We start from the raw sequence: 19,527 nt of genomic DNA on the forward strand, positions 1-19,527 counted from the left end.
TTACAACTATGTCTGCCAACAATTTAAAATTCGAAACCCTGCAATTACATGCCGGTCAGGAACCTGATCCAACAACAGGTTCACGCGCTGTGCCGCTTTACCAAACCACATCATACGTATTTAAAAATGCGGAGCATGGTGCTAATCTTTTCGCGCTGAAAGAGTTTGGTAATATCTACACCCGTTTAATGAACCCCACTACGGATGTTTTTGAAAAACGTGTAGCAGCTTTAGAGGGTGGTGTTGCGGCCTTAGCCACAGCATCGGGCCAGGCGGCGCAGTTTTTAGCATTAAATAATATACTGCAAGCCGGCGATAATTTTGTAACCTCCCCTTTCCTTTATGGAGGTACTTACAATCAGTTTAAAGTAGCTTTTAAACGTTTGGGTATTGATGCCCGTTTTGCAAAAGATGATACAGCCGAAAACCTTGAGGCTTTAATTGATAATAAAACCAAGGCCATTTACCTGGAAACCGTTGGTAATCCGGGATTTGCTATTGCTGATTTTGAAAGAGTAGCTGCCTTGGCTAAAAAGTACGATCTGCCGCTTATTGTAGATAATACATTTGGCGCTGCCGGATATTTATTCCGTCCATTGGAGCATGGCGCTCATATTGTTGTAGAATCAACCACGAAATGGATAGGCGGTCATGGTACCAGTATTGGTGGTGTTATAGTTGATGGTGGTAATTACAATTGGGGTAATGGAAAATTTCCGCAGTTTACAGAACCATCTGAAGGTTATCACGGGTTGGTATTTGCCGATGTATTTGGTATAGGCGGCCCATTTGGCAATATTCAGTTTATTATACGTGCCCGTGTTGAAGGTTTGCGTGATTTTGGCCCTTCACAGTCGCCATTTAATTCCTGGTTGAATATCCAGGGTTTGGAAACCTTATCATTGCGTGTACAACGCCATGTAGATAACGCGCTGGAATTGGCTAAGTGGCTGGAACAGCATCCACAGGTAGCTACTGTTAGCTATCCAGGACTACAGTCGTCACCTTATCATGCGCTGGCAAAAAAATATTTAAAAAATGGTTTCGGAGCGGTGTTGTCATTTGAAATCAAAGGCGATAAACAACAAGCAAGTAATTTTATCGACAGTTTGCAACTGGTAAGCCATCTGGCTAACCTGGGCGATGCCAAAACGCTGATCATTCAGCCATCGGCCACAACACATCAGCAACTTTCTGACGAAGAACAGTTATCAGCAGGTGTTACACCAACATCATTAAGGATTTCGGTAGGCATTGAACATATTGATGATATCAAGGCCGATTTTGAACAGGCGTTTGCCAAAGTAAAGCAGCTTGCTGCAGAGTTAGTATAATAGTGAGTGGTAAGTAGTGAGTGGTGAGTTGAAAATAGAAACTCAAAACTCACTGCTTAAAACTCGAATAATAGAATAATGAATACAGAAATATTTAAGTACACAGAAGCATTTGAATTCGAATCGGGTCAGGAAATACAGGATCTGGAAATTGGTTTTCATACCTATGGCAGGCTAAATAAAGCAAAAGATAATGTGATCTGGATCTGTCATGCACTTACAGCCAATGCCGATGTATTTGACTGGTGGAAAGGCCTGGTGGGTACCGGGTTCCTTTTCAACCCCGAGGAGCATTTTATTGTGTGCGCTAATATTCTGGGTTCACCTTATGGTACAAGTAATCCGTTAAGCATTAATTCGGTAAGCGGACAGCCTTATTACCAGGCATTTCCGCAGTTCACTATCAGGGATATTGTAAAAGCTCACCAGTTGCTTGCTGACCATCTCCAGATCGATAACATACACATCCTTATAGGTGGTTCACTTGGCGGACAACAAGCTGTTGAGTGGGCTATTATAGAGCCTGAACGGGTCAAAAACCTGATCCTGATTGCTACCAACGCGCGTCATTCTCCCTGGGGGATCGCATTTAACGAGTCGCAGCGTTTGGCTATTGCTACCGATCGTACTTTTTATGCCAATACACCTGATGGTGGTCAAAAAGGACTTAAAGCAGCAAGAAGTATTGCCCTGCTCTCCTACCGTGGGTATAAAACTTATTCCATAACCCAGCAGGAAGAGAGCGATGATAAAACCGATGATTATCGCGCATCGACCTATCAAAGCTACCAGGGACAAAAGCTGGTGAACCGGTTTAACGCCTACAGTTACTGGTACCTGACCAAAACTATGGATTCGCATAATGTGGGACGTGGCCGTCACGGAGTTGAAAAGGCATTGAGCCTGATCAAAGCCCGTACTTTAGTGATCGGTATCCATTCGGATGTATTGTTCCCTCTTGAAGAACAGAAGTATCTATTTAATCATATCCCTAAATCAGCCTTTGCTGAGCTGGACTCGTTTTACGGACATGATGGATTTTTAATTGAAACAGAAGCATTAACAAATATTATTACATCGTTTTTTAAAACTGATGTAAAAGGAAAAATTATAGAATTACAACGTACAGCGTAATGAGTAAAAAGTTAAATATCGGATTATTTGGATTTGGAGTTGTTGGGCAGGGACTTTATGATATCGTTAAAACCAAAAATTTAAACATTGAAATTGTAAAATTTGCCATCAAGGATCCGCACAAAGAGCGCTCCTTGCCAGCACATTTATTTACTACCGACCGGGACGAACTGCTGAATAACCCGGAGATCAATACTATAGTTGAATTGATCAATGACACCGAAGCAGCCTTTGAAATAGTGTCAAGAGCGCTAAAATCTGGTAAAAACGTGGTTTCGGCCAGTAAAAAAATGATCGCCCTTCATCTGGAAGAACTGATTGAGTTACAACATAAATACGGCACATCTTTACTATATGAAGGTGCGGTTTGCGGTAGTATCCCGATCATCCGTAATCTGGAAGAATATTATGATAATGAATTACTGCATTCCATCAGTGGTATTTTTAACGGCTCATCAAATTATATCCTTTCGAAAGGCTTTATTGAGGGACTGGATTATGATAGCGCCCTGAAGCAAGCCCAGGATCTTGGCTTTGCGGAAACCGACCCAACCAGCGATGTAGGTGGTTTTGATGCCAAATATAAGCTGGTAATAGCAGCCGCCCATGCTTATGGTGTAATTGTACAGCCTGATGAAGTTTTTAACTTCGGGATACAGAATTTGGGGGCACAGGACTTACAATACGCCCGCGAAAAAAATCTGAAAATAAAACTGGTTCCTGTAGCCAAAGAACTGGATGAGCGTAATGTGGCCTTATTTGTGCTGCCTAAATTTGTAAACGAAACAGAGTTTTTATACAATGTGGAGTACGAATATAATGGCGTAACTGTGCAGGCAGCATTTGCCGATCAGCAATTCTTTTTTGGTAAAGGTGCAGGTGGTCACCCTACCGGTTCGGCAGTGTTATCTGATATCGCGGCCTTGCGTTATAATTATCAGTACGAGTATAAAAAGGCTAAGGAAAAAACCGATCTGAATTTTACCAATAATATTGAATTGAATATTTATCTGAGGTATGATGAGGAAAGCCTGGTTGAAGCTTTAAATTTTGAGCATATACAGGAACGCTACTACTCGGGCAGCTATAAGTTTGTTATCGGAAAAGTTAACCTGCAAAACCTGATCGATAACCAGGATTTGATCTCTGAAAGTAAAGCATTCGTTGCTTTTGCTGATCAGCTTACCGGGGTGACTTTAGCGTCGGCAAAGAAACTAACGGCTGAAGCTGTATAAGTTTATCTGTTACAATAACATTAAAGGCTCCGGAAACGGGGCCTTCTTATTTAAATCTTAGCAAAGTAAGCGGCAATGCGCTTGCCAAAAGCAACCGTGATAATTCCTATAAACAACCTTGAACAGGAAGATATCACACTTTGCTGGTCGGCGGCATTGGTTAGGTTATATATTCTGTAGATCAGATCAGGAAGGGTATTAACTATCAATAAACCGCCAATGATAAGTAGTGCCATTTCATAGATCACTTTTCTGTCGGCAAATAGTTTTACGTTTTCCTGATAGTCGGCGGCATTGGTAACTACGCGGGTAATAAACTTTGTTTTAGCTATAAGAAAAACAGCGAGGATGAATAATAGTGCAAATTGCAAACTGTTTATCCATAAATCGTTGATCTGCTCTGCTCCTTGTGCTACATTCATATTACCACCATGCGAGCTGAAAAAGGTAAGTAAACCTGGTAATTTTGAAATGTCCGCCACCAAAAGATAAATACCAAGAATTTTTATGGTAATTTCATACACATCAGACTTCTTCATTTTTTAAGTGGGGATAAGATTATAATGCAACGAATATAAACAAATACCGCACATATAGAAGGGAAACTATAAGCCCGCTGGGTTAATCCAGGTAATAGTGTCTTATTCGGTTTAAACCTTCATCAAGTTCGTACACCCAGGGTGTAGCGGTAGGTATTTCGAAGTTGGTCACCTCTTCATCAGTCAGGCAGTCAATGTATTTTATTAAAGCGCGCAGACTATTTCCATGGGCAACTACTACTACCTTTTGATTCCGTCGCATGGCTTTTACAATACGTTCGTTCCAGAAGGGTAAAACACGATCCATGGTTTCGCCCAGATTTTCGGTTAGGGGCAATTCACGTTCGGTCAGGCCTTTATACCGCAGATCGTGTTCCGGGTAACGAGGATCATCCCGTGTTATAGCCGGAGGGTGTTCATTAGGGTCACGCCGCCATTTATGTACCTGCTCCGCTCCATATTTGGCTATGGCATCATCTTTATTCATACCCTGTAGCGCGCCATAAAAGCGTTCATTCAGCCGCCATGATTTCTCAACCGGTATCCAGAGGTGATCCAACTCTTCCAATACCAAATGAAGCGTTTTGATGGACCGTTTCAGGTACGATGTAAAGCCAACATCGAAATTGTAATTATTTTTTTTAAGTATACGGCCTGCATTTCTGGCCTGCTCATAACCATTTTCGGATAGATCAACGTCTTCCCAGCCGGTAAATCGGTTCTCCAGGTTCCACATACTTTCGCCGTGGCGTATCAATACTAATTTTTGCATAGGTAATTACTTAACGCAAAAGTACCCCTTGAGTTGTAAAAATTTGCTTAATATTTATAAATCTGTTAGATTGCAATGAACCAAATAAAAATCTAACCTATTATGATCCCTACAACACCCGTAACTGTTAAAGATGGCATTGCCAACCCCGCTCCTCTTGGCCTTTGTGCCTTCGGCATGACCACCGTATTATTAAACATCCACAATGCCGGTTTTTTTGAAATGAACACCATGATACTGGCCATGGGCATATTTTACGGCGGATTGGCTCAGGTAATTGCCGGTGTAATTGAAGCCAAAAAGAATAATACTTTCGGCTTAACCGCTTTTACTTCCTACGGTTTTTTCTGGCTGTCATTAGTCGGTTTAATAGTGATGCCTAAACTGGGTTGGGGCGCGGCGCCGTCAGAAGGTGCAATGTGTGCTTATTTAAGCGTTTGGGGCGTATTCACTTTGTTGTTGTTTTTTGGAACATTGAAACTTAACCGTGCGCTACAGTTTGTATTTGCATCCTTAACTATACTGTTCTTTTTGCTGGTAGCCGGCGATGCTACGGGTAACAGCAGTATAAAGCATCTGGCCGGGTATGAAGGGATTATTTGCGGCGCATCGGCTATATATACTGGTATAGCGAATGTATTAAATGAGGTTTACGGCAGGACTGTATTACCCATTGGCCCTGTTAATGTTTAATTTAAAAGCTAAAATTAATTCTGCTAAATTGCGCAGGTGAAAGATTTTAAAAAATATTACAGCATACCGGCCACTCCCGATGAGATCTATATGGCCTTAACCAATCCCATTACTATGGAATTATGGACAGGTGAAACGGCCGAAATGTCGACTGAGCCTGGTTCCGAGTTTTCTATGTGGGATGGCAGCATTACGGGGAAAAACGTGGAGTTTGAGCCAGGAAAAAAAATAGTACAACAATGGTATTTTGAGGGCGAATCTGATAATTCTATTGTGACCATCAAGCTACATCCTGATAAAGGAGGATCATCTGTTGAATTAAGACATACCAATATCCCGGATGCAGACTTTGATGATATGGTTGATGGCTGGAACAATAGTTATTTTGGCGGCCTGATAGATTTTTTTGAAGGAGAATAATAATAAAAACGCGTCATTGCGAGGTACGAAGCAATCTCTATGCTACACAGAGCAAATAAGCAAGGTTAAACCTGTATGACTGACCTGCCTGTGTAGAGATTGCTTCGTACCTCGCAATGACGTGAGGGTAACAAAAAAAGCCGCTCATTTGAGCGGCTTTTTTTGTTTTATAGATTGTATCTAAACTGAAATCCAACTATTAATATAGTGTGAATTCAACCCTACGGTTTGCCTGACGGCCCGCAGCTGTTTTGTTAGATGCAATTGGTTGTGTTTGACCATAACCAGTAGCTTCAATACGTGATGCATTAGCACCTTTGCTTACTAAGTAAGATTTGATTGATTCTGCACGGTCTTTTGATAACCTCATGTTCAGATCTTTAGAACCTGTGTTATCAGTGTGGCCTGCTAATTTCAAGCTGAAGTTTTTGTTGATCAATAAGTTAGCAACTCTGTCTAAGCTTGGTAATGAATGGTCACGAATAGTTGATTTACCTAAATCAAACTCCAGGTTTTTGATCGCATCCTTAACAACTCTTCTGTCTTCTTCAGTTACGACAATAACCGGTTTAGCTAATGGACAACCAGAACCATCTACTTTAGTACCAGAAGGTGTGTTTGGACATTTATCATTAATATCTAAAACTCCGTCGCCATCACTATCAACTGTTAATTTAGCAAGGTTAGCATTAGTAGTGTTCAAATCATTTCTTAACTGGTCGTTTTTAGCTTTTTCTGCATCAATTTGTTGTTGCAATGCGGTTTTGGTTTGTTGATTTTCCCATAAGTATTCTTTACGCATTGATGATACAGGGTTGTGTGTTGCCATTTGAGGCTTTTTACGGCTACCTAAAGCAAATTCCAAACCTATGTGCGCATAAGAAAATCTGTCGTTACCTGATCCGTAGTTATTAGCATCAAAGTTGTCAGATTGTACAAAGTTAACCTGGTAACCTAAATCAAGGTTTATACCAGGAGCAATGTCAAATTTCAAACCAAGGCCAACCGGGATAAAAATTTCTTTAGTAGATTTTCCATCTGCTCTGAAATTGGTTTCCTGGCCACCTGCTGTGGTGATTTTTTGCTTGTAACTCATATATCCACCACCTACTGTTAAATAAGGCTGAATAAATGGTTTGTCATGGCGCCAGTTAATGTTAGCCAATGTAATGTTAGCGCTTAATGCGGCAGACCAGTTAATATCGGTAGTAAATGAGCTGTAAATAGAGTTGCCTGAGGCATCTACCTGGGCGCTGTTATTACCTTTTACTTTACCGCGCAAGAAATCGGCTTGGATGCCTAATGATGGTAAAATCTGGTCTTTAATGTAAGCACCGTACCCTATTTGTTCTGTCGGGTTTTTAAAATCCTGTCTGCTATTGGTACCAAAAATAGTATAAGGGGTTAACATACCACCGTGCACACCTACCGACCAGGTGCGTAATTTATCGCCACCTGAAAAAGGTTTAACATAATCGTAGCTTGAAGCTGTTGTGTCAGGTGATTGGGCAAATAGTTTACCACCTACCATAAGTCCTGTTAGCAGCAGTGTGGTTTTTTTTAAATTTGATTTCATATCGTTGTGTTTAATTATAGGTTTACTGTTCAATAAACCATACCCCCCTTAGGCAACATTAATGCCAGCAGGATTTCCCTGAAACATGTGCATAGGGTAAAATTCTGCCAGTTTTTTAAATTTTAGAGCTAAAATTTAAGTATAAACTACTGATAGAACTCATTTTAAGAGATGTAAAAGGACAAAAGAAAAACCCGTGTTTTAACGGGTAGCAATTGTGGCATATTAACTTTTTGTACCAAATGTTTAATGAGTTAAAAATAGTACAGTCTGTATTAAAAAACTTATTTTTGTATATATTAAGCTATGCAATAATTAACTATAAGTATATTGTTAATAAAAGTTGAAAACCTTGAAGATGAAATTTAGATGAAATTCGAGTTTTATAAGGATTTTTTGATTTATTATTCAATATCAATAGCAGGTGCGTATAATATGTTATTATAATATAATAATAACATATTATGGTCAGGCTATCACCGCGATGGTGTCAAATATTTTTTCTCCCAATTTGATATTACCCCCTAACATTGAATTTTGTATACCAATTTTAGGTGTAATAGCCCTGGTGAAAAGTTTCCAGGCAATATCAGGGCTGATGCTTACTTTGCAATCAGCCACTTTATTATTTTCCGCAACAAAGCTCCACCCGTCAGCTCCTTTTTGAAGATACCATTTACCGCCGGCTTCACTTTGGATTGTTATTTCGATTAAAGTATTTTCGGGTGCCTGTACATGGCGGTAAGTATATGGTAACGCATACATAAAAGTGGCTATGCAAGGATAAAAGAGTTCCCTGTGTATAATACCGGGTTTGTTTACAGCATCGCGTATCTGCTGCTGATGGTGCCACTTTTCCGTATATTCTCGGGCTATATGGAACCAGTTGGCCGATTGCTCCTCTCCTGCCCAGGCCACAGAAAACCTGGCGTTTGCATAAGGATCTAAGGCGGCTAATTCGTCTATGAATTGTTTACCTGTTGCTTCAAGTAGTTGTATCAGCAAATTGGGGCTTACCTGCTTCATGGCCTTTACCCAGGTCGCGTTCTGCTCATTAAGATAGTTAACCAGATCCTGGTAGCTGTTGATCACGGGTGGCGTATCTCCTGTAAATGAATGTTTGGACGAAATCGTACGTACATTGCCATGCAAAAGATGAGCTGCAATATCCTTTACGGTCCAAAGTTTGGCCACGGTAGGTTTGTCCCAGTCATCAGGCGACAGTGATCTGAGCAGTTCAATAAGCAATTGATCCAGAACCGGAAAAAGGTGTATCGTTTGTATAGGTATGGGGTTCATAGTTGATGGTTCATAGTTCATGGCAGCTGCATCCTGAATCCATACTGTTCATAGTAACTGCATCTTCAATCAGTGTCCATGAACCATCAACTATGAACTATCAGCTAAACAGCAGGATGTACAAAAACTTTTGATTTAATATCAGCGCCGGCTTTACCTAATGTAGCTGCAACGGAGCAATATTTGGTTAAAGACAGTTCAACTGCACGGGCAGCTTTATCCTCGTCAATATCACCATATAAATGGAATTCAATTTCAATATCTTCCCATAATGAAGGTTCTTTACCTGCTTCGCGCTCACCGTTAACTACCATTTTATAGTCTGTCACTTCCTGGCGTTGTTTTTTCAGGATGCTGATCACATCAATGGCCGAACAGCCTGCAAGGCCCATTAAAAGTATCTGCATAGGGCGAACACCAAAGTTTTCACCACCGCTTTCGGGGCTGCTATCCATTTTTACGGTGTGGCCATTGGCGTCAACCGCTTCAAACCCGAAATCACCATGTACACGTTTAAGTTCTATTTTATTAGGCATATTGAATATATTGTAACGCTAAGTTATGTATTTGTAAGCGCTTAGTAAAGTACACTTAGGTCGCTTTGTACTGTTTTTAATAAAAATGATCTTAAACTGATGGTTTCCTGTCTTTTACAGGTATCACTAATTTTAAACCCGACCACGTTTCATCAACCGCGCAAATTTTAATATCAACCAGTCCGCTTTTGAGGGCTGTGCCCCTAACCAGGTCTTCTGTTACATCGGTTATTACCTTGGAGGCCTTTTTGGGCCAGGAAACCCATATCATCCCATTGGGTTTGATCTGCTCTTTTAATAATGGCAGCCTGATCAACAACTCATCTTTATTTAAAGTGAAGAAATGTATAAAATCCTTTTCCGGTCCCGGTGTATCATCAAAATATAGCTCAGATGGCAGATCGGTAAACAAGTCTATATAATGATCGGGTGCATTGATCAGTTTAATCTTGAACCCGGGTTTGATGCCCAGTTTTTTGGCGAGCGGTGTTCCTGAATATCCGGCCATGATACGATTTGATTTAGGTGGTTTTCTTAATACTTCGTATGGTGAAAAACTTTTTAAACCTCTAATTTTAACACTTTTCTGCTCAAAAACAGTTGAAAATTGATCAAAAATCACTAGAAAAACATCGATTTTAACACTTTTTAACAAATTTTAACACGGTTTTGATGCGTTTTAAAAGGTTTAAAAAGTATTAATTTATTGATTATCAAATAATTATATGTAAAACGGGTGGTTTTTGACCTGTATTTTCCCTTAACTAAACAGCCCGGATTTCCTTTTGATCAGAAAAACCGGGCTGCTATATATAAAGATACGAAAAATTTGTCTGAATATGAATTACATTGTGGTTAGTGATTCGTAATTTCAACTTTAATAAAACCGCACGCTTATGTTGATCAAACAGCAGGCTGATTCAGCGTAACCGCGACATTCGACTCTTCTAATTCATTCGCCATTTTTTTTCGATAGAAATAAAGATAGGATAAAGTCACCCCGGTTATGCCAATGATACCTACCAGACCTGCACCGTGCACAAAGAAATTGCCCCATGATAATTGAGTATGCCCAAATTGTTTGAATAGCAAAATGCAAACGCTGCCCAGGTATCCTGTAGAATCGGCCAGATAGATCATAAAACCCACATTACTTTTGTATTTAAACGTGGCGATCAACCGCTCAAAGAAAATAATCGAATAAGGTACATAGGCCAGATAAAGTCCCAATGTTACCATATACATAAAGAACATGCCATGAATGGCCCCTCCGATAAATGCCCATGAACCTATACCTATAAGCATAAACCCAAAGCCTATACTCAAGTGCGCGAGCTTAAATGCTTTAAAATTTTGTTTAACCAGCATAATGAGCGACATCAGTATTAATACAATAATAGAAACCGGGATATCGATCTGACTGTAGATGCCCGGGTTGTTTTTAAAACCAAAGTCTGACCAGATCTCCACTTCAAAATTATCCCTGAAATCGCGCATTACGGTGAGCAAAACATAAATAGTAATATTAAAGACAAGACCAGGCAAAAAATACTGTACAAAAGCTTTCCGCTCTTTGGCCGTCATGGGGAGGCGCTTGGTTCTTTGTTTAATATCTTCTGCCGTAGGCGGAGGCACCTGTTCTAACAGATAAACAAAAAATAAAAGTGGCAATACAAATAAAGCGCCTACCAGAAAAGGCATCCATTTTTCGGATACATGCCCATGTGTCATCATAAAACGTCCAATGGTTTTAATAACCCCTGATGAGAAAATGAAGCTGGTGCATAAAACAGCGCCAATAAACTCCGCGCTTTTTCTTCCTTCTATGTAGGTAAAAATCAATCCCCAGATAAGCCCTAAAGGTATACCGTTAATAAACAGGCAAATGATATTATAAGGAGCCGGAATGATGGCAAAACCAAACATCGCGAGCCAGGATATCAGTAATAAAACAATAATAGCCCTGGCCCTGCCTTTTGGCTGTATTTCGGCAATGAATTTGATGCCGATGAATTTGCTCAGGGCATAACCGGTAACCTGTGCTATAACAAGCCACACTTTAAAATCGATTCCCAATAATGGCGATTCCAGATAAGTACCTGCTGTGAAACCCTTGCGAAATGCATAAGTACATACATAAATGCAAAATGAAGCCATGGCGCATAATACTGCAGTATAGGCCTGCGGTAGCTGCATGAGCTTATTTTTAATTGGGTTTGTTTTTTGCATGGTGTATCTTATTGACTGGTAGATCTTGTTGTTTCTGCCTGCAGTTTCAGCAAATACTGGTAGGTCATATCCTTCATTTGCTGAACATCTGCGGCAAATACAGGTTTATCCGCATCTTTTCCCAGGTCGTCCCATTTGCGTATTTTAACATATATGGGTGCTAGGGGATCCTTTTCAAATTCGGCAGCTTCTTCGGGTGTCATTTTCCCTCCCTGAAACTCGAGTGTTTTCTTACTTGCTTCTGATAGCTCGTTGTAATAAGCCGGCTCGACATAAACGAGGTATTTTTTGGCGATCACATGGCTTGATACCAGGCGGGCCATGCTGTGCGGAAAACCCATATCCATCAGGCATTTACCGCCCAGATCATCGTGGCTCTGCGTTCCATATATTCCCATTTTTTCTTCATCTTCAAAAAAATGACCTATATCATGAAAGAATGCTGCCAATACAATCTCGTCATCTTCACCGGCTGACTGTGCCAATTGGGCGCATTGCATCATGTGCATCAGCATGCTTACCCGTTCGCCATATTCCTGTGCGCCATAAGCTTCGTACAAGCTAAATATATGTTCTACTGTATCTTGTATCTGTTGTTGTTCCATTGCAAATCTGTTTATCTGATTTTTAAACCAATTGGGTTATCGCCTTGCGTTTCAATACGCGGAGTTTACTTAGTAAACCATCCCTGTCGGCATAGGTACCTTGTAAAAAACGTTCACCGGCAGATCCGTCATAGGCGCTGCGCCCATGCATTACCCGCTCGTTATCTACAATAAAAAGATCGGTGGCTTCCATCTTGAACTGGACAAAATAGCGCTCATCATCAATCATCTTAGCCAGGTGTTGGTACGCCGTGTAGAACGCAGGCATGTTATCTTCATCCACCTCAAATGCCTGTACAGAGCGGTTATTGAACCTCATGGCATTTACTTCGCCAAAAACATCAATACCGATAATGGTATCCGTTCTTTCAATCCACTCATGCTCATTTTCAAATCGGAAAGTTACCGGTGTGGTAGACAGTAAATGAAACATCTGGGGCGAATGCAATTTCAGGTCGGCCATAATCTTAAAACCATCAACCACTACCGAATTACCGCCAACCGCGCTTGATTGCAGGCAATGCAACAGTTGCAGCGTTGGCGTAGGGTTGCGATATGGATTATCTGTATGGGCACTTAATCCTAGCGATGTAAATGCCAGGTTACTTGGGTTAACCCTGGTTTTAACATCAAACAGTTTTCCGTAATTGGTTTCGCGTACATAGCCAAACAGCTCTACCACCTTGCATACCATGCCTAATTCTGCAGGCACATTACGCAATACAGCAAAACCATACCTGCTCACATTTTCAAGCCAGGCACACAAAGCTTCATCGCTCACGGATACTTCTGTGTAGTCACCAACTGGAATATTATCATTTAAAGCATCATCCCATAAGTTAACGGGCTCGCGTGCTATACGCTGTTCGCGGCGTTCGGCAATAGCAGCTTTCGACAAGCGGTGGTCAAATAACCACTGTGCGCTGAATAAACTAGTATGCTCTTCTGTTTCCCAATTGATCTGCACTTCTGTATCATTATTTAGTTCACTGTTTTTTGGACATATAGCCGGATTGATGGCTGGTGTTTCAATCAGTTTTTGCCCGCTGCTATGAATGGTTGACGGCGAAGGGCAGTTGTCCCTGAGGTACAGATAGGGATATTTGGATACCTCTCCGTTTTTCCAGTAAACTATCAGTGTATCTGTAGTTTCAACTATTTTTTTGATTCGTGCTGGTATGCTCATGTTGTTTTAATTTATTATTGGGGTATTAAAATTTAATGTCAGTTATTATATTGATCAATCCGGCATTTGTTTTTTCTTGAGCATGCGCAGCTTACTCAAAAGCCCATCCCTATCGGCATAAGTACCCTGAAGGTGTCTTTTCCCTTCTTTGCTGTCAAAGCTGGTACGACCATGCAGGATGCGTTCATTATCTGTTATAAAAAGTTGACCGGGAAGCATCTTAAATTTCACCTGGAAAGCCGGATCATCAAGCATGCGTGCAAATGTTTGGTATGCTTTATAAAACAGCGGAATGAGTTGGTTTTCTATCTCAAAAGGTTGAATTGCCCTGTTATTAAACCTTAAAGAGCATACCTCTTTTTGCGCATCGAGGCCAATAATGGTAGCCTTTCGTTCAATCCAATGGTCTTTATCCCTGAAGCGAAAATTTACCGGTACGGTGCTCAATAATTCAAAAAGATAGGGATATTCTATCCGGAACATTGTAGCTACCTTGAACCCATCTACTACAATGGTATCGCCACCCTGCACCTGGTTCTGTAAGCAATGTGCCAAATGCAGCGTAGGTACCGGATCGCGATAAGGGTTATCGGTGCTTGGGCTCAATGCCAATGAGGTATAGGTGAGATTATTAGGATGAAGCACCGTTTTTTCATTATAAACACGGCCATAATTGGTTTCGCGTATATAGCCAAACAAACGGGCAATCTCTATCACAGCACCACTGTGAATGGGTACATTATTTAAAACCGCAAACCCATACCGGCGCACATACTCCAGCCAAACTGTAAGGGAGGTATCATCTTCAATGATCTGCTGATAATCGGCCTGGGGCGCCCCGATGCCGAGGGTACTATCCCATAATTCAATAGGTTCAAAAAGCCGGTTCTTCATTTCCCGCTTTTCAATTTCCTGTTTCGAAAGACAATGATCCCGTAACCATTTGGCCCCGAATTCGCTTTGATGGCCGTCCTGTTCCCATATAATATTTATCGTATCGTTCTGTACAAGTTCAATATGCGCAGGTCTGATATCGGTATCAAGTTGTGCAGTTTCGGTTATCTTTTGACCATTTTTATGAATGTTGCGCGGCGACGGGCAGTTATCTCTTAAATAGATATAATAAAAGATACTGGCATGCCCATCTTTCCATGCAACGGTAAGCCAATTTTTACCCGCGGAATAATTAACGATACTATACTTTTCCATAACAAGCTCATCAACAACATTTACCGGGTCAAAACTGAGTAAACAGTATTACCAATAATTTAACATTACATTAAGTATTAGGGCTATTTGTTAACAAAAGGTAATGTACTCAAGAGAAAAAAGGAGTCCGAAGGCCAGGATAAAAGCTAAAAAATGGGATAAGAAAGATTGTTATTTAATAAAAAATTAATATTAAAGTCATAAACCATATTCTCAATAGAAATTAATTATCATTACTTGTAGGGTCATTCTTAATTACTTAAATTCATACTTCCTGTTCGGCAACGTACGCCAACTGTAACATTTCCGAACGATTGATCTTTTTTTAATAATATATATTATTGATAATCAATATATTAAAATAAAGGCACGTTATTGGCACAATTAAATATATCGATACATTTTAAAACCGGCCGCGCCATGCTAAAAACATATTTTAAACTTGCTTACAGGAATATCATAAAAGATAAAGCCTACTCCATTTTGAATATAACAGGTTTAGCCATAGGCCTGGCATCAAGTATCCTGATTTTGCTTTGGGTGCAAAATGAATTGAGCTATGATAAGTTCCATAAAAATGCAGGCCAGATCTATCGTATAAACAACGATTTTGGTGATTCAAAAACCGCGGCCAGCTCTGCAGGCATGCCCGCAGGGCTAAAAGCGGAAATGCCGGTGATCAAAAATACCGTTCGTTTACAACCTGCGTTTCCTTCTGTCTTACTTGAATCAGGTAACAAAAAATTCCAGGAGGAGCGAGCATTTTATGCCGACCCGAGTTTTATGGATGTATTTTCATTTCCATTAGTTAAGGGCGACCGTGCTACCGCATTAAAACAGGTAGATGGCGTTTTAATAACACAGGAAATGGCCACAAAATACTTCGGAAAAGAAGATCCCATTGGCAAGGTAATACGAAAAGACAATAAAGAAAATATGGTAGTAACCGGTGTTTTGGCCAATATCCCTGCCAACTCCGATCTGCAATTCGACTTTATCCTACCAATGGCCTCTTTAGCCAGAACCAATGATGATTTGAAAAATAGCGTATGGACTAATTTTAATTTTTACGACTATGTTCTGTTAGATAAAAATTTCGATCCTTCCGCTCCGAATTTATTAAAACTGGAAAAACAAATTGACCAGATATCTCTGAAACACACTCCTGGGATCGAGGTTAAGGCCTCGTTCTTGTTGCAGGCTTTAACTAAAATTCACCTGGCACCTGAAAGATTGGGAGATTCGCCCGGCCATGGAAACGCGCAATATGTAAGCATCTTTTTTATTATCGCTATTTTGATATTGATAGTAGCTTGTATCAATTTTATGAACCTGGCTACAGCACGCTCGGCCCGCAGGGCTAAAGAAATTGGCTTACGGAAAGTAGCAGGCGCTATACGCGGGCAACTGATCATCCAGTTTTTGAGCGAATCGGTATTTATTTCTTTTCTGTCTTTATTGCTTGCGTTCGGGATCGTTATTTTATTCCTGCCGGTATTCAATGAGCTGGCCAACAGAAAGCTCGTCATCGATGTATCTGATGCAAAGCTTTGGCTAAGTCTTTTGGGTATTGCCTTGTTAACCGGGCTCATCTCTGGCAGCTACCCTGCCCTATTCCTTTCCGGCTTCAACCCGGTTAAAGTGCTCAAGGGTAATGTAAAATCAATGGGTGGCAATTTACTGTTCCGCAACGCTTTGGTGGTGATCCAGTTCATGGTTTCCATTGTACTGCTGGTAGGTACAATGGTGATCTACAATCAGCTTAAATTTATTAGAGACAGGAACCCTGGCTTTGAGAAGGCTAATCTCTTGTATATGCCGATGACAGGTGATATATGGGGTAAACAGCAGGCTTTAAAAAATGAGTTAAAAGGAAACCCGCTTACCAGCGATTTTTCCTTGATTACCGACCTGCCCACTAACCTGGGGGGCTGGACTGTTAGTGTTGATTGGGCTGGCAAAGATCCCCACTCGCAATTAGCTGTTCCGGTAATGGCTGTTGATGAGGATTTTACGCATGCATTTAGGATGAAGTTGGTAGCGGGACGGAGCTTTTCAAGGGCATTTAAAGCCGATTCAAATAATTACATGGTTAACGAAAAAATGCTGAGCGTTATGGGTTTAAAAGCCAGTACAGCAATAGGTAAATCATTAACGCTCTGGGGTAACAAGGGTACTATTGTTGGTGTGGTGAAGGATTTTAATTTTAAGCCGGTTCAGCAGGCCATAGAGCCATTGGTTATGCCTTTTAATAAAATAGGTGGTTTTGTAATGGTAAGAACATTGCCCGGCAAAACCAAAGCCACCATACAGGCCCTATCAACTATAAGCCAGGAACTCAACCCCGCCTACCCTTTCAAATTTGATTTTCTTGACCAGGACCTGGCTAACCTTTATAAAGGAGAGCAGCAGATGGGCAACATTTTTAATCTTTTTGCCGCGCTTGGTATTTTTATATCCTGCCTGGGTTTATACGGCTTATCAGCTTTTATGGCCGAGCAGCGTACCAAAGAAATTGGCGTGCGTAAAGTATTAGGCGCATCTGTGTTTAACCTGGTCTATTTATTATCCTCTGGGATCACCAGGCTGATCGTTATAGCTATAGTTATAGCCGTACCGCTTTCCTGGTATGCCGTGAACAGCTGGCTGGCTGGTTTTGCCTATCATATCTATGTTAGCTGGCTGGTATTCTTCATGGCATCGCTGGCAGCTTTAAGTATTGCCTGGCTTACCGTTAGTTATGAATCGATAAAAGCAGCAATTGTTAACCCTATCAAGAGTTTGAGGACGGAATGATTGTATTAACCAATCTGTTTTAAGTGATGTTTTAAATGCTCCAGGTAATCATTAGCCAGCCAGGCTACTGTTTGCAGGTTGGGTTCCAGTTTGCTGTTGTCGCAACGGGCGCCCACCCTGTCCAAAGGATAGTTTTTTAGTACACTGATGATCTGTTTGTTGAGTAAAGTCCAAAGGTCTATCAGGTCATTGATATCAGCATCCTGGTAACGCTGTACCGTTACCCAGGCGTCCTGTTCATAAGTAAGCCTGAAATTTTCTTCATAAGTGCAGCGTATAAACCGCTGTAGGTTGATATGCGCGCTATCGATGAGGTGACCGAGGATCTCTTTTTTTGACCATTTGCCGGGTGCCGGTCGGGTTTCCCAGTCGATCGCCCGAGATCTGATATCCTGAAACTCATTAATAATATCGGTTAATTGTTGCACAACGTTGTTCATTTTGGCTTATTCAAATAGTATTTAAAGATTGTTATTTCATATTAAATAACAAAACCATTAACTTCAAAGCCTTAAACATAGCTAATGGTCCTTAATTATATCTGGGTAGCTTTTTTCTTGATCGCCTTTGTAGTTGCCTTTATTAAATTGGTTTTTTTTGGCGATACGGAATCATTTAAGCTATTGGTTGATGGTATATTCAGTTCATCCAAATCGTCGGTAATGGACATCGCTTTGCCGCTGATCGGTAATATGGCATTTTGGCTGGGTATACTCAATATTGGCGAAAAGGCGGGAGCTATTAATTTCCTTTCTCGTATTGTAGGCCCTTTTTTTCGCAGGCTTTTCCCTGAAGTTCCCCGCGACCACCCCGCTACCGGGCACATGCTGATGAATTTTTCGGCCAATTTATTAGGACTTGATAATGCCGCTACCCCGCTGGGTTTAAAAGCTATGGGTAGTTTGCAGGAGTTAAACCCAGATAAGGAATCGGCCTCAAACGCCCAGATCATGTTCCTGGTATTGCATACTTCGGGCTTGCAATTATTACCTGTTACTATTATAGCGCAGCGTGCCATACTAAATGCTGGCAACCCTACCGATGTATTTCTTCCTATTATTATTGCCACTTATGTAGCCACTGTGGTTGGTTTGCTTGTGGTTGCCGTTAAGCAGAAAATAAACCTGTTTGATAGGGTGATCATCGCTTGGTTGGGGGGCTTAACCGCTTTCATAACGCTGTTGGTTTGGTGTTTTACCCATTACCTCACCAAAGGGCAGATCAGCGCGGTATCAAATGTAGGCAGTAACTTTTTGCTGTTCACCATACCTGTACTGTTTATTTTAGGCGGCTTGATAAAAAAAATCAATGTGTTTGAAGCTTTTATTGAAGGCGCTATAGGCGGGTTTGAAACCTCGGTGAAAATAATACCTTACCTAGTGGCCCTGCTGGTCGGTATCAGCGTTTTTCGGAGTTGCGGCGCGCTGGATTATATGAACGACGGCCTGCGCTGGGTATGTACACAATTTAACTTCAATACCCGTTTTGTGGATGCTATGCCTGTAGCCTACATGAAACCCCTGAGCGGATCTGGTTCAAAAGCCATGATGATCAATACCATGCAAACCTTTGGTGTGGATAGCTTTGCCGGGCGACTAGGTTGCATATTCAATGGTTCGGCAGATACTACTTTTTATATTGTAGCCTTATACTTTGGCTCGGTAGGTATTAAAAAATCACGTTATGCTATCCCGGTAGGCTTAATAGCCGATTTTGCCGGTATCATTGCCGCTATTCTGGTGGCCTACTTGTTTTTTGGTTAACAATTTTGTCTTTAGCGAATTCTGTAATTTTCCGACAAGTTAATTTCTCCCTATACTCCTCTCTTTTTTGTAACCAGCAGGAAAAACATTCCGTATAAGAGTGCTGATTTGGCATCATGTGATAACCTACTCATGATCGCTTTAATGATTCACAACTGTTTTGCCCCCAAATTCACCTTATCGGCCGGTGAGTTAAGAAGC

At 40.9% G+C, this 19,527-nt stretch carries 18 protein-coding genes; 7 read left to right on the plus strand and 11 right to left on the minus strand.

Annotated features, from left to right (window positions below; all coding sequences use genetic code 11):
• Positions 1–8 precede the first annotated feature (8 nt).
• From BLR84_RS17690 to BLR84_RS17700, 3 genes are all read left to right on the plus strand, one after another.
• Positions 9–1,334, plus strand: a complete 1,326-nt coding sequence (locus tag BLR84_RS17690) for an O-acetylhomoserine aminocarboxypropyltransferase/cysteine synthase family protein (RefSeq protein ID WP_090470761.1) — start codon at positions 9–11, stop codon at positions 1,332–1,334.
• A gap of 78 nt (positions 1,335–1,412) precedes the next feature.
• Positions 1,413–2,468, plus strand: a complete 1,056-nt coding sequence (gene metX / locus BLR84_RS17695) for a homoserine O-acetyltransferase family protein (protein ID WP_090470763.1) — start codon at positions 1,413–1,415, stop codon at positions 2,466–2,468.
• A complete protein-coding gene (locus tag BLR84_RS17700) occupies positions 2,468–3,703 on the plus strand; it encodes a homoserine dehydrogenase (protein WP_090470765.1) in 1,236 nt (411 codons plus the stop codon). Before metX ends, BLR84_RS17700 begins: the two co-directional genes overlap by 1 nt.
• 50 nt (positions 3,704–3,753) lie before the next feature.
• On the opposite strand, the gene BLR84_RS17705 is transcribed toward BLR84_RS17700, so the two are convergent.
• Positions 3,754–4,242 (minus strand): hypothetical protein, encoded by a 489-nt coding sequence (locus tag BLR84_RS17705; RefSeq protein ID WP_090470768.1) that lies wholly within the window; start codon positions 4,240–4,242, stop codon positions 3,754–3,756.
• An 82-nt stretch (positions 4,243–4,324) separates the two neighbouring features.
• Complete coding sequence (gpmA, locus tag BLR84_RS17710; RefSeq protein ID WP_090470770.1) at positions 4,325–5,014, minus strand: 2,3-diphosphoglycerate-dependent phosphoglycerate mutase; 690 nt, start codon at positions 5,012–5,014, stop codon at positions 4,325–4,327.
• 102 nt (positions 5,015–5,116) lie between these two features.
• Between gpmA and BLR84_RS17715 the strand changes: the two genes are divergently transcribed.
• Entirely contained in the window at positions 5,117–5,707 is a 591-nt protein-coding gene (locus BLR84_RS17715) for an acetate uptake transporter (RefSeq protein ID WP_090470771.1), read from the plus strand.
• Between the two features lie 36 nt (positions 5,708–5,743).
• Entirely contained in the window at positions 5,744–6,127 is a 384-nt protein-coding gene (locus BLR84_RS17720; protein ID WP_090470773.1) for an SRPBCC domain-containing protein, read from the plus strand.
• A gap of 199 nt (positions 6,128–6,326) precedes the next feature.
• On the opposite strand, the gene BLR84_RS17725 is transcribed toward BLR84_RS17720, so the two are convergent.
• The 8 genes from BLR84_RS17725 to BLR84_RS17760 form a co-directional block, all read right to left on the minus strand.
• A complete protein-coding gene (locus BLR84_RS17725; RefSeq protein ID WP_090470775.1) occupies positions 6,327–7,703 on the minus strand; it encodes an OmpA family protein in 1,377 nt (458 codons plus the stop codon).
• Between the two features lie 468 nt (positions 7,704–8,171).
• Positions 8,172–9,002, minus strand: coding sequence for a maleylpyruvate isomerase N-terminal domain-containing protein (locus tag BLR84_RS17730; protein WP_090471052.1), 831 nt, complete (start codon positions 9,000–9,002; stop codon positions 8,172–8,174).
• Between the two features lie 104 nt (positions 9,003–9,106).
• On the minus strand, positions 9,107–9,538 hold the full coding sequence (locus BLR84_RS17735) for an OsmC family protein (RefSeq protein WP_090470777.1): 432 nt from the start codon (positions 9,536–9,538) through the stop codon (positions 9,107–9,109).
• 91 nt (positions 9,539–9,629) lie between these two features.
• Positions 9,630–10,046, minus strand: coding sequence for a DUF3052 family protein (locus BLR84_RS17740; protein WP_090471054.1), 417 nt, complete (start codon positions 10,044–10,046; stop codon positions 9,630–9,632).
• A 395-nt stretch (positions 10,047–10,441) separates the two neighbouring features.
• Positions 10,442–11,767 (minus strand): DUF5690 family protein, encoded by a 1,326-nt coding sequence (locus tag BLR84_RS17745; RefSeq protein ID WP_090470779.1) that lies wholly within the window; start codon positions 11,765–11,767, stop codon positions 10,442–10,444.
• Positions 11,768–11,775: 8 nt separating this feature from the next.
• Entirely contained in the window at positions 11,776–12,372 is a 597-nt protein-coding gene (locus BLR84_RS17750) for an HD domain-containing protein (protein WP_090470781.1), read from the minus strand.
• 22 nt (positions 12,373–12,394) lie between these two features.
• Positions 12,395–13,558: a 2-trimethylaminoethylphosphonate dioxygenase gene (locus tag BLR84_RS17755; RefSeq protein ID WP_090470783.1), complete on the minus strand. Its 1,164-nt coding sequence runs from the start codon at positions 13,556–13,558 to the stop codon at positions 12,395–12,397.
• A 54-nt stretch (positions 13,559–13,612) separates the two neighbouring features.
• Positions 13,613–14,767 (minus strand): TauD/TfdA family dioxygenase, encoded by a 1,155-nt coding sequence (locus tag BLR84_RS17760; RefSeq protein WP_090470785.1) that lies wholly within the window; start codon positions 14,765–14,767, stop codon positions 13,613–13,615.
• Positions 14,768–15,187: 420 nt separating this feature from the next.
• Here BLR84_RS17760 and BLR84_RS17765 point away from each other — a divergent pair, with 420 nt between their 5' ends.
• Entirely contained in the window at positions 15,188–17,563 is a 2,376-nt protein-coding gene (locus tag BLR84_RS17765) for an ABC transporter permease (RefSeq protein ID WP_090471056.1), read from the plus strand.
• A 5-nt stretch (positions 17,564–17,568) separates the two neighbouring features.
• Here BLR84_RS17765 and BLR84_RS17770 read toward each other — a convergent pair whose 3' ends face one another.
• The gene (locus BLR84_RS17770) at positions 17,569–18,003 is read right to left on the minus strand and encodes a DinB family protein (RefSeq protein ID WP_090470787.1); all 435 of its coding nucleotides are present in this window, start codon (positions 18,001–18,003) and stop codon (positions 17,569–17,571) included.
• An 84-nt stretch (positions 18,004–18,087) separates the two neighbouring features.
• Here BLR84_RS17770 and BLR84_RS17775 point away from each other — a divergent pair, with 84 nt between their 5' ends.
• Positions 18,088–19,326, plus strand: coding sequence for a nucleoside recognition domain-containing protein (locus BLR84_RS17775; RefSeq protein WP_090470789.1), 1,239 nt, complete (start codon positions 18,088–18,090; stop codon positions 19,324–19,326).
• Positions 19,327–19,527: the final 201 nt, after the last annotated feature.

The organism is Mucilaginibacter sp. OK268 (assembly GCF_900103125.1).
Lineage (GTDB): Bacteria > Bacteroidota > Bacteroidia > Sphingobacteriales > Sphingobacteriaceae > Mucilaginibacter.